The organism is Burkholderia sp. JPY481 (assembly GCF_038900515.1).
Lineage (GTDB): Bacteria > Pseudomonadota > Gammaproteobacteria > Burkholderiales > Burkholderiaceae > Paraburkholderia > Paraburkholderia youngii.
On sequence record NZ_JAYMRT010000001.1, the window covers coordinates 214,076 to 225,927 of the forward strand.

8 protein-coding genes are annotated in these 11,852 nt (G+C 65.7%); 2 read left to right on the top strand and 6 right to left on the bottom strand.

All coding sequences use genetic code 11. From position 1 onward, the window contains the following. Positions 1 to 120 precede the first annotated feature (120 nt). Positions 121 to 1,416, bottom strand: a complete 1,296-nt coding sequence (locus VSR82_RS01050; protein ID WP_429461875.1) for an FAD-dependent oxidoreductase — start codon at positions 1,414 to 1,416, stop codon at positions 121 to 123. 311 nt (positions 1,417 to 1,727) lie between these two features. Between VSR82_RS01050 and purL the strand changes: the two genes are divergently transcribed. Then, a complete protein-coding gene (gene purL, locus VSR82_RS01055; RefSeq protein WP_429459335.1) occupies positions 1,728 to 5,810 on the top strand; it encodes a phosphoribosylformylglycinamidine synthase in 4,083 nt (1,360 codons plus the stop codon). A 175-nt stretch (positions 5,811 to 5,985) separates the two neighbouring features. Here purL and VSR82_RS01060 read toward each other — a convergent pair whose 3' ends face one another. The 5 genes from VSR82_RS01060 to VSR82_RS01080 all read right to left on the bottom strand — a co-directional run bounded on the left by VSR82_RS01060 (position 5,986) and on the right by VSR82_RS01080 (position 9,850). Further along, positions 5,986 to 6,765: a peptidylprolyl isomerase gene (locus VSR82_RS01060; RefSeq protein WP_368585928.1), complete on the bottom strand. Its 780-nt coding sequence runs from the start codon at positions 6,763 to 6,765 to the stop codon at positions 5,986 to 5,988. A 10-nt stretch (positions 6,766 to 6,775) separates the two neighbouring features. Next, the gene (locus VSR82_RS01065; RefSeq protein ID WP_368585927.1) at positions 6,776 to 7,087 is read right to left on the bottom strand and encodes a BolA family protein; all 312 of its coding nucleotides are present in this window, start codon (positions 7,085 to 7,087) and stop codon (positions 6,776 to 6,778) included. A 1-nt stretch (position 7,088) separates the two neighbouring features. Further along, positions 7,089 to 7,619 carry a septation protein A gene (locus VSR82_RS01070; RefSeq protein WP_085481354.1) on the bottom strand — a complete coding sequence of 177 codons (531 nt, stop codon included), beginning with the start codon at positions 7,617 to 7,619 and terminating at the stop codon, positions 7,089 to 7,091. Positions 7,620 to 7,795: 176 nt separating this feature from the next. Beyond that, on the bottom strand, positions 7,796 to 8,218 hold the full coding sequence (msrB, locus tag VSR82_RS01075; RefSeq protein ID WP_013089415.1) for a peptide-methionine (R)-S-oxide reductase MsrB: 423 nt from the start codon (positions 8,216 to 8,218) through the stop codon (positions 7,796 to 7,798). A gap of 75 nt (positions 8,219 to 8,293) precedes the next feature. Next, positions 8,294 to 9,850 carry a protein adenylyltransferase SelO gene (locus VSR82_RS01080; protein WP_410849134.1) on the bottom strand — a complete coding sequence of 519 codons (1,557 nt, stop codon included), beginning with the start codon at positions 9,848 to 9,850 and terminating at the stop codon, positions 8,294 to 8,296. Between the two features lie 210 nt (positions 9,851 to 10,060). Between VSR82_RS01080 and VSR82_RS01085 the strand changes: the two genes are divergently transcribed. Further along, positions 10,061 to 11,758, top strand: a complete 1,698-nt coding sequence (locus VSR82_RS01085) for a 3-(methylthio)propionyl-CoA ligase (RefSeq protein ID WP_429459330.1) — start codon at positions 10,061 to 10,063, stop codon at positions 11,756 to 11,758. Positions 11,759 to 11,852: the final 94 nt, after the last annotated feature.

Genomic DNA, 11,852 nt, shown 5'->3' on the forward strand with positions numbered 1-11,852 from the left:
GTGCCGATAGGCGCGCGGCGTGCGGCTGTTTCGGTGTTGGCGGTGGGAGTGGCGCGATGAGCGCGCCGTGTCGACAGCGGGCTGTCAGCCCGCCATCCCCGCGCGGAAGAGCGCGAAACCTTACTGGAACCGCTCCGGCCGCAACGCCGCGAGCGTGTCTGGCGGCAACGTCAGTGTCTGCCCCGACATCAGCTCTGCAACGAGCTTGCCCGCGCCGCAGGCGAGGCCCCAGCCGGCCGGGCCATGCCCGACGTTGACGAACAGGCGCGGATGCAGCGCGTTGCCGATCACCGGCAAGCCGTCCGGCGACAGCAGTTTCACGCCTTCCCACGGCAGCGCCGCCGAAATGCGCGCGGCGCCCGGAATCCAGTCGTGCGTCGCCTGACCGAGCATCGCGAGCGCCTCCTTGGTCGGCGCTTCGCCGAGCGGCTTGTCGATCTGGCTCGCGCTTTGCAGCACCGCACCGCCCGCGATCCGCAGCCGATGGTTCATGCGGCTGATGCCGATGCGCTTGACCGCATCGACGATCGCGACATGCGGCGCGCATTCCTCGTGCGCGATCGGCGCGACCAGCGAATGCAGCCGCAGCGGGTGCAGCGGCAGCTTGAGTCCCGCGCGTTCGAGCAGCGCCAGGCTGCCATAACCGGCCGCGACCACGATCGCGTCGGCCTGGACCACGTCGATTTCGCGCGAGCGGGGCGCGCCGTCGCGCGGCGCGAGTTCGACCGCCGCACGCTGATTTTCGAGCCGGATGCCGGTCACCTCGCAGTTCGGCATGAACTGCACGCCGCCCTGGGCGTCGAGCACCTGTTTGACGAGCTTGGTGAAAAGCGGACAGTTCGCGGTGCGCTCATGCTCGAACAGCACGCCGCCGGCGAATTCAGGATCTGTGGGCACCGCATGCTCGAACGCCGCGCATTCGGCCGGGCTCATCACGTGATGCGGCACTTCGAACTGGCCCAACAGATCGAGCGCAGCGGCGCTCAATTCCCATTCGTGCGCGCTGCGCACGAGGTACAAGAGACCGCTCGCCTGTTCGAATTCGAGGCCGAAGCGGGCTTCCACGTCGGCCATCGCCTCGCGCGACGATTCGATCAGCGGCCGCAACAGCGCGTACTGGCGCGCGAACGCCGCGGGTTCCTGCCATGCTCCGAGCTGCTTGATGAACTGCCGCGCGGCGCCGTTGAAGCCGGTCTTGCTGATCACGCCATTTTTCGCGTTGTAGCGGCTCGCCATGAAGGTCGGGCCGAACCAGACGTCGAGCGGCGTCGGCAGCACGCTGCCGCCTTGTCCGTAGGTGGCGCCTTGCGCGACAGTCGCGTGACGCTCGACGACGCATACCCGATGGCCGGCCGCGCGCAGCTGATAAGCGGTGGCGACGCCCGCTACCCCGCCGCCAATGACGATGACATCCATGTTCTGATTCGATGTGCCGACGGGCGGCTCGCGCGTTCCCGCTGGCTGTGACATGCGGCGCGCCGCAGGGTGAAGCCCGTGCCGCGTGCGCCGATCTGGTGAAACGCGAATGATAGCAGTCAAAGCACCCGCGCGGCGACGCGACGGGCACTCCAGCGACGCCTCGCGCGCGCAGACGCAGGCCGCCGGCGCGACACCCCGGAGCCCGCTGGAAGCCCGTTCCCGGGGTATAATCTCGGACTTCCTTTCCGCCTCACGTCGCCTGCATGCGCGGCTCCCCGGCATCAATGAGCGACGCAACGTCAAGTCCCATGGCCCACTTCTCGTGTTTCCCCGGCGCTTCGGCCCTTTCCGATTTCCGTCAAACCCGCCTGCTCGAAACGCTCACGCGCATCGACCCGAATATCACCGGCGTGCGCGGGCAGTATCTGCACTTCGTCAATGCCCAGACCGAACTGTCCGCTGAAGACAGCGCAAAGATCGAGGCGCTGATGCACTACGGCGATCCGTTCGAAGCAGGCAAGGAGCGTGGCGCGGTCGAAACCTTCCTCGTGGTGCCGCGCTTCGGCACCGTGTCGCCGTGGGCCAGCAAGGCAACCGACATCGCGCATCATTGCGGTCTCACGCACGTGCGCCGCATCGAGCGCGGCGTCGAATATTCGGTGACGCTGAAAAGCGGCCTGCTCGGCGGCAAGAAGACGCTGTCCGACGAAGCGCGCGCGGCCGTCGCCGCCGCGCTGCACGACCGCATGACGGAGAGCGTCGCGCCGTCGCGCGACCATGCGCTGCATCTGTTCGACGAGCTGCCGGCCAGGCCGCTGCAAACGGTCGACGTGCTCGCGAGCGGCCGCGCCGCGCTAGAAACCGCCAATGTGGAACTGGGCCTCGCACTCGCCGACGACGAAATCGACTACCTGGTCGACGCATTCACGAAACTCGAGCGCAATCCGACCGACGTCGAACTGATGATGTTCGCGCAGGCCAACAGCGAGCACTGCCGCCACAAGATCTTCAACGCGGACTGGACGATCGACGGCGAGAAGCAGGACATGTCGCTGTTCAACATGATCCGCAACACCGAGAAACTCAACCCGCAGGGCACCATCGTCGCGTATTCGGATAACTCGGCGATCATGGTCGGCGGCATGGCCGAGCGCTGGTTCCCGCGCACGCCGGCCACGCTCGGCGCGAGCGAATTGCCCGAGCACTATGGCCGCAGCGTCGAGCTCACGCACACGCTGATGAAGGTCGAAACGCACAACCACCCAACCGCGATCTCGCCGTTCCCGGGCGCCGCGACCGGCGCGGGCGGCGAAATCCGCGACGAAGGCGCGACCGGCCGCGGCGCGCGTCCGAAGGCGGGCCTCACGGGCTTCACGGTATCGAACCTCGAATTGCCGGACGGCGTCGAGGCGTGGGAAAACGCGCGCGACTCGGCGCAGCCGCTCGCGCAGCGCAATCCCGCCGACCAGCACGAAGCGTACGGCCGCCCGGACCGTATCGCGTCGCCGCTGCAGATCATGATCGACGGCCCGCTCGGCGGCGCCGCGTTCAACAACGAATTCGGCCGGCCGAACCTCGGCGGCTACTTCCGCACCTACGAGCAGAACGTCGCGGGTCTGGTGCGCGGCTATCACAAGCCGATCATGATCGCGGGCGGCATCGGCAATATCTCCGACCAGCACACGCACAAGCACGATCTGCCGGAAGGCTCGCTGCTGATCCAGATCGGCGGTCCGGGCATGCGCATCGGCATGGGCGGCGGCGCCGCGAGCTCGATGGCGACTGGCACCAACACCGCTGAACTCGACTTCGACTCGGTGCAGCGCGGCAACCCGGAAATCGAGCGGCGCGCGCAGGAAGTGATCAACGCGTGCTGGCAGCTCGGCGAGAAGAACCCGATCCTCAGCATTCACGATGTCGGCGCGGGCGGTCTGTCGAACGCATTCCCCGAAGTGGTCGACGGTGCGGGCAAGGGCGCACGGTTCGAACTGCGCAAGATCCAGCTCGAAGAAAGCGGCCTGTCGCCGCGCGAAATCTGGTCGAACGAAGCGCAGGAGCGCTATGTGCTGGCCATTTCGCCTGCCGATCTGCCGGTGTTCGAGGCGATGTGCAAGCGCGAGCGCTGCCCCTTCGCGGTGATCGGCACGGCCACCGCCGAGCGTCAGCTGAAACTGATCGATGCCGAGCAGAACGAAGCCGCGCACCAGCCGGTCGACATGCCGATGGAAGTGCTGCTCGGCAAGCCGCCGCGTATGCACCGCGACGTGAAGCGCGTCGAGCGCAAGCTCGAACCGGTCGACGTGACCGGCCTCGCGCTGCAAGAGGTCGCGCAGAGCGTGCTGCGTCACCCGACGGTTGCGAGCAAGTCGTTCCTGATCACGATCGGCGACCGTTCGGTCGGCGGCACGACCGCACGCGACCAGATGGTCGGCCCGTGGCAGGTGCCGGTGGCCGACGTCGCGATCACGACGATGGACTACGCGGGCTTCAGCGGCGAAGCGATGACGATGGCCGAGCGCACGCCGCTCGCCGTCATCAACGCGCCGGCCTCGGGCCGCATGGCGGTCGGTGAGGCGATCACCAACATCGCGGCGGCGCCGATCGCGTCGCTCGACAAGCTGAAGCTGTCGGCCAACTGGATGGCCGCGTGCGGCGCACCGGGCGAAGACGCGGCGCTCTACGACACGGTCAGGGCGATCGGTATGGAACTGTGCCCGGCGCTCGGTATCGGCATTCCGGTCGGCAAGGATTCGCTGTCGATGCGCACGCGCTGGGAAGACAGCGGCGTAGCGAAGGAAGTGGTCGCGCCCGTGTCGCTGATCATCTCGGCTTTCGCTCCGGTCGAAGACGTCCGCAAGCATCTGACGCCGCAATTGCAGCGCGTGAGCGAAGTCGGCGAGACGGTGCTGATCGCGATCGACCTCGGCCGCGGCAAGCAGCGCCTGGGCGGCAGCATCCTCGCGCAGGTCACGCAGCAGGTCGGCGATACGGTGCCGGACGTCGACGATCCGGAAGATCTGAAGCGCTTCTTCAACGCGATCCAGGCGCTCAATAGCGACGGCAAGCTGCTCGCGTACCACGACCGCTCGGACGGCGGCCTGTGGGCGACGGTCTGCGAAATGGCGTTCGCGGGTCACGCGGGTGTGTCGCTGAACGTCGACATGCTGGTGCTCGACGCGAATCACGAATCCGATTACGGCGACGCGAAGGACTGGGCAAAGCAGACCAGCGGCCGCCGCGAAGACCGCACGCTGCGCGCGCTCTTCAACGAAGAGCTCGGCGCCGTCGTGCAGGTGCGCACGGCCGATCGCGACGCGGTGCTCGCCGCATTGCGCGAACATGGTCTGTCGGCGTGCTCGCACGTGATCGGCAAGACCAACGAGCGCGACGTGATCGAGATCTATCGCGACGCGAAGAAGGTCTACGAAGCGCCGCGCACCGAACTGCATCGCACGTGGAGCGAAGTGAGCTGGCGCATCGCCCGTCTGCGCGACAACCCCGCTTGCGCCGACGCTGAATACGATTCGCTGCTCGATGCGGCCGACCCGGGCATCACGCCGGTGCTGAGCTTCGATCCGGCGGAAGACGTGGCCGCGCCGTTCGTCGGCAAGGGCGCGCGTCCGCGCGTCGCGATCCTGCGCGAGCAGGGCGTGAACTCGCATCTGGAGACGGCCTATGCCTTCGATCGCGCCGGCTTCGATGCTCACGACGTGCACATGAGCGACCTGCTCGCGGGCCGCGCGAACCTCGCCGATTTCGCGGGCGCGGTCGCCTGCGGCGGGTTCTCGTACGGCGACACGCTGGGTGCCGGCGAAGGCTGGGCGAAGACGATCCGCTTCAACGCGCAACTGGCCGACATGTTCGCCGCGTTCTTCGGCCGTGAAGACACGTTCGCGCTCGGCATCTGCAACGGCTGCCAGATGATGAGCAGCCTCGCGTCGATGATCCCCGGCGCCGAAGCATGGCCGAAGTTCACGCGCAACAAGTCGGAGAAATTCGAGGCGCGCTTCTCGCTCGTCGAAGTGCAGGCATCGCCATCGCTGTTTTTTGCGGGCATGGAAGGCTCGCGCATTCCGGTCGCCGTCGCGCACGGCGAAGGTTTTGCGGACTTCTCGCAGCAGGGCGACAAGTCGAAGGTCGCGGTTTCGATGCGCTACGTCGATCACCGTGGTCAGGCCACCGAGCAGTATCCGTTCAACCCGAACGGTTCGCCCGAGGGCATCACGTCGGTCACGACTGCAGACGGCCGCTTCACGGTGCTGATGCCGCACACGGAGCGCGTGCATCGCGCTGTGCAGATGAGCTGGCATCCGCAGGGCTGGGGCGAGATCGGCACGGACGCGAGCCCGTGGCTGCGTGTGTTCCAGAACGCACGTCGCTGGCTCGGTTGATGAGTCGAGGGGGCTGCCGCCTGCGTGCGGCGGCCTCTGTTTGCGGCGGCAGCACGTTGACGCCCCGCAAGTCTCACAGCAACAAAAAAGCCGCCCACGGGCGGCTTTTTTGCGTTCCAGCTTCTTCAGAGCCAGGAGACGGCGGACTGTCCAAAGACGATCCGCCCGCTGACACTCACTGAATCTTCGCGCTCTTGCGCAGATTCTCTTCGAATGCCTGCAGCTTTTCCTGCTGGATCTGCTGCACGATCTGCGCACGCACCTGCTCGAGCGGCGGCGGCGTGACGGCGCGGATGTCATCCACACGGATGATGTGCCAGCCGAATTGCGTATGCACCGGCGTGTCGGTCATCTGGCCTTTCTGCAGATGGGTGGCCGCGTCCGCGAATTCAGGCACGTAGGCCTTCGGGTCCGACCAGTCGAGGTCGCCGCCGTTCTTGCCCGATCCCGGGTCCTTCGAGTATTGCTTGGCGAGATCTTCGAAGCTTGCGCCGGCCTTGATCTTGGCGATCAGGTCCTTCGCCTGCTGCTCGTTGTCGACGAGGATATGGTGCAGGTGATATTCCTTGCCGCCCGCTTCCTTGACGAGCGCGTTGTAGCGCGCGGTGACTTCGGCGTCGGTCGGCTGGTTGTTCTTCACGAAATCTTCGATCAGCGCGCGCAGCACGACGGTTTGCTGTGCGACCGCGATTTGCGCCTTGATGTCCGGACGGTTCGGCAGCCCGCGACGCAGGGCTTCCTGCATCAGAATTTCGCGATTCACGAGCTCTTCGCGCACGGCCTGCTGCAGCTGCGGCGTGTCCTGCTGGCCCTGGTGAACCAGTTGCTGGATCAACGCATCGGCGCGCGACTTCGGAATCGGCGTACCGTTCACGACGGCGATGTTCTGTGCGAATGCAGGTGCGGCCGCGAACGCAGCCAGCAATACCCAGAGGCGGGTTTTCTTCAAGGTCATCGAAAGGTTCCTAGCGGGGCAACAAAGCAAATTCTTCGGGCGTGTACGCCGTGATGGCAAGGGCATGAATGCCGCGCTGCATGGCATCGGCCAGCGCATCATACACCATGCGATGCCTTGCCACGCGGGGCTTGCCGGCAAATGCGACGGCCACGATCGTGACGCTGAAATGACCGCCAGCCGCGGCACCTGCATGGCCCGCGTGCTGCGCGCTGTCGTCGGTGATGCTGATCGACTCGACGGGTGCGAGCGCGGCCGCGAGGCGCGCCTCGATCAGCGCGGCGCGCTCGGCGGTGGTCGCGTGCATGAACAGGTCGCTCATGTCATTCCTCCTTCATGTACTTCGACAGCCACAGGCTCTGTCCGACGATGAACACGAGCAGGCAGCCGGTCGCGCCGAACAGCTTGAAATTGACCCACTGATCTGTCGTGTAGTGATACGCGACGAACAGGTTCAGAAGACCGAGCAGCACGAAAAAGACCGCCCAGATCAGGTTCAGCTTGCCCCAGATCGCGTGCGGCAGCGTGATCTGCTTGCCCATCATCGCTTCGATCAGATTCTTGTTGAAGCCGAGCTGCGACACGATCAAAGCGACGGAAAACGCCCAGTACAGCACGGTCGGCTTCCATTTGATGAAGGTGTCGTTGTGCAGCACGAGCGTCGCACCACCGAATACCACGACGACGCCGAGGCTCACCCACAGCATCGGGTCGACCTTGCGGTGGCGGAACGCCACCCACGCGATCTGCACCAGCGTGGCGACGATCGCCACTGCCGTCGCCGTGAAAATGCCCCAGATCTTGAAGGCGACGAAGAACAGGATGATCGGGAACAGATCGAACAGGAATTTCATTATCTGGTCGGGAAGTGGGAGAGTGAGTCGAACGGTGAGTCGAACATTGATGCGCGCCCGCTTGGCGCGCAAGGTGCGCGGCGCCCGCCGACGAGCGGGAGTACCGCATTGAAAGGGCGCCGCGCGCGGTTTTGCGCCGCGGCGCCCGAAGCGGGCAAGGCTGCTGCCGCGCCGCGTTACTTGGGCTCGAATTGTAACGCAGCCGAATTGATGCAGTAGCGCAGACCGGTCGGCGCCGGTCCGTCCTCGAACACGTGGCCCAGATGCGCGCCGCAGTTCTTGCACTGCACCTCGATGCGCAGCATGCCGTGCGAGCGGTCGGTCTTCTCGGCGATCACCTCGCCGTTGATCGGCCGGAAATAGCTCGGCCAGCCGCAGCCGGCGTCGAACTTGGTGTCCGATTCGAACAGCGGCGTGCCGCAGCACACGCAGTCGTAGACGCCGCGTTCCCAGTGATCGTTGTAGCGGCCCGTGAACGGGCGCTCGGTGGCCGCGTGGCGGGTCACCTGGTATTCGATGTCGGACAGCTCCTTGCGCCACTCGGCGTCGCTTTTCTGGACGGCTGGGGCGTCATGCTTGAGATCGTCGGGGTTGCTCATGGTCGGGTTCCTGTCTCGGGTTTGTACCGGTGTTTTCTGGCGGGATGGCCGCGGCGATTGAACTGCGCCGGTGCGTCATGACGAACAGCTCACTTCGAGCGAGCTCGCCCAGTCGGGCGGCAGACCCGCATACGTCGCGTATTCGGGCTGCTCGTCGAACGGGCGACGCAGCACGGCCGCGAGCCGTTCCACCTCGGAGAAATCCTTCTCCCTCGCACGCTGGATCGCCGTTTCCGCCAGATGGTTGCGAAGTACGAATTTGGGGTTCACACGGTTCATTGCAATGGCGCGCGCAGCGTCGTCGCGTGACTCAACGGCGAGCCGCGCGCGGTAGTCGTTCGCCCATGCGTCGAAGGCGGCGCGATCGAGGAACAGATCGCGTACCGGCGCATCGCCGCTCGCATCGTGTTTCGACAGGCGCGCGAGATTGCGGAACGTCAGCGTGAAATCGGCGCGGTTCGTGTGCATCGCTTCGAACAGCCGGTTCACGAGCGCGTCGTCGCCGTCGCGCGCCTGTTCGAGGCCGAGCTTCGCGCGCATGCGGTTTTCGAGCGCCGGCGCGAAGCGCTCCTTGAAGCCGGCGAGCACATGCTGCGCTTCTTCGACCGCCTTGTCGGCGCGCACGCTTTCGTCATGCTTTTCGCCGAACAACGGCAGCAATCCCTGCGCGAGGCAAAAGAGGTTCCAGTACGCGATTTGCGGCTGCAGCCGGTAGGCATAACGCCCCTGCGTATCGGAGTGATTGCAGATGTGGCCGGCATCGAAGCCATCCATGAAGCCGAACGGTCCGTAGTCGATCGTCAGGCCCAGGATCGACATGTTGTCGGTATTCATCACGCCGTGACAGAAACCGACCGCCTGCCAGTCGACCATCAGATCGGCGGTAGAGCGTACCGCTTCGGCGAGCAGCGCCAGATACGGATCGTCGGCCTCCCTGCAATGCGGATAGAAGCGTTCGATCACATGATCGGCCAGCGCGCGCAACGCGTCGACGCGATCGTTCGCATAGAAGTGCTCGAAGTGTCCGAAGCGCACGAAGCTCGGCGCGACGCGCGTGACCACCGCGGCGGTTTCGATCGTCTCGCGCCGCACCGGCTGGTCGGAGCCGATCACGCACAACGCGCGCGTGGTCGGAATGCCGAGATGATGCATCGCCTCGGAGCACAGATATTCGCGGATCGACGAGCGCAGCACCGCGCGGCCGTCGCCCATGCGCGAATAAGGCGTGCGGCCCGCGCCTTTGAGCTGCAGCTCGTTGCGCTCGCCGTCGTGTTCCAGCTCGCCCAGCGTGAGCGCGCGGCCGTCGCCGAGCTGGCCGGCCCACACGCCGAATTGATGGCCCGAGTACACCGACGCATAAGGCAGTGCGTCGGCCGGCCAGTCGCGCGTCGCATTGCCGCAGAACAGCTCGAGAAAGCCCGGCTCGCGTTCGATGCCCTCGGGCATCCCGAGCCGCGCGGCGGTGTCGGCCGAGAAGCCGACGAGGTAGGGTGCGTCGAGCGGCGCGGCTGGCAGCCGCGTGAAGAAGGTGCCGCCGAGCCGCGCGAACGCGTTGGCTGGGGGAGTGGCGAGTGTGTTGGAAAGATCCGTCAATGCTGCGGATAACCCTGCAATGCTTGGGGAAAACGACATGTTGAGCGCCTCTGGATTAGCCGATATTGTAAGTCCGCGCCCGCGGCGGTGCTGGGCGGCCGGCTACATCGTTCGGACCATGCTGCGTACGACGCCGCCACGATCGTGCACCTCGCGCTGTTCGGCGCGCTATCCGTTTCACGACCATATATTCAACGAACCCGACCGCAACCCCATCGACACACTAACGAGCCGAGGAGACCCCGCCTTATGACGACGCCGCTGCTGGGCCAGATGATGGACGTGCCGCTCACCGTATCATCGTTGCTCGCGCATGCCGCGCGCCATTTCGGCAGCACCGAGATCGTGTCGCGGCGCATCGAAGGCGACCTGCATCGCTACACCTACCGCGATTGCGAGAAGCGCGCGAAGCAACTCGCGCAGGCGCTCATCGCGCTCGGCGTCGAACCGGGCGACCGGGTCGCGACGCTCGCGTGGAACGGCTACCGGCATCTCGAAGCGTATTACGGCACCACCGGCTTCGGCGCCGTGTGTCACACCATCAATCCGCGCCTTTTCCCCGATCAGATCGCCTACATCATCAATCACGCCGACGATGCGTACGTGCTGTTCGACACGACGTTCGCGGCGCTGGTCGACACGCTCGCGCCGCAGTGCCCGCGCGTGCGCGGCTGGATCGCACTGTGCGATGAAGCGCATCGGCCGCCGATGCAAACGTCGGTGCTGTGCTACGAAACGCTGATGGACGGGCAGGACGGAGTGTTCGACTGGCCCGCGCTCGACGAGCAGCAGGCGTCGTACCTCTGCTATACGTCGGGCACGACTGGCAATCCGAAAGGCGCGCTGTACACGCATCGCTCGACGGTGCTGCATGCGTTCGGCGCGGCGTTGCCCGACTCGATGAGCCTGTCGGCGCGCGACTCGGTGCTGCCGATCGTGCCGATGTTCCACGTCAACGCGTGGGGCCTCGCGCATGCGGGGCCGCTGACCGGCGCGAAGCTCGTGTTCCCCGGCAAGGATCTCGACGGCAAGTCGCTGTACGAACTGATGGAGAGCGAACGCGTCACGTGCTCGGCCGGCGTGCCGACCGTGTGGCTCGGTCTGCTGAACTACCTGCGCGAAACCGGAGCGAAGTTTTCGTCGCTCGAGCGCACCGTGATCGGCGGCTCCGCCTGTCCGCCCGCGATGCTGCGGGTGCTCGAGGACGACTACGGCGTGCAGGTGATCCATGCATGGGGCATGACGGAGATGTCGCCGCTCGGTACCTTGTCGAAGCTGAACTGGGAGCAGAGCCAGCGGCCGCTCGCCGAGCAGCGCAAGCTGCTCGAAAAGCAGGGCCATGTGATCTATGGCGTGGACATGAAGATCGTCGGCGAGGATGGCCGCGAGCTGCCGTGGGACGGCGTTGCGTTCGGCGATCTGCACGTGCGCGGGCCGTGGGTCATCGACCGGTATTTCCGCAAGGAAGATTCGCCGCTCATCGACGGCTGGTTTCCGACCGGCGACGTCGCCACGATCGACCCCGACAGCTTCCTGCACATCACCGACCGCTCGAAGGACGTGATCAAGTCGGGCGGCGAATGGATCAGTTCGATCGAACTCGAAAACGTCGCAATCGCGCACCCGGCGGTCGCGGAAGCCGCGTGCATCGCATGCGCGCATCCGAAGTGGACCGAGCGGCCGCTGCTCGTCGTCGTCAAACGCGCGGGGCACGACGTCACGCGCGACGAACTGCTGGCGTTCTACGACGGCAAAGTGGCGAAGTGGTGGATTCCCGACGACGTCGTGTTCGTCGACGAACTGCCGCACACGGCGACCGGCAAGCTGCAGAAGCTCAAGTTGCGCGACCTGTTCCGCGACCACGTGCTGCCGTCCGCGCTCGAAGACAGCCGCGACTGTCCACTGACCACCGAGGCCCAGGGGAAACCCCGTTCGATAATAAATTGAACGTTCGTGCTTTTTCAGTGTATTCTGCGCGCTGACACCCGGACCGTCGCTTGAGAAAGTCTGACAATAGTCAGGCTCGATGAACCGGACAGGC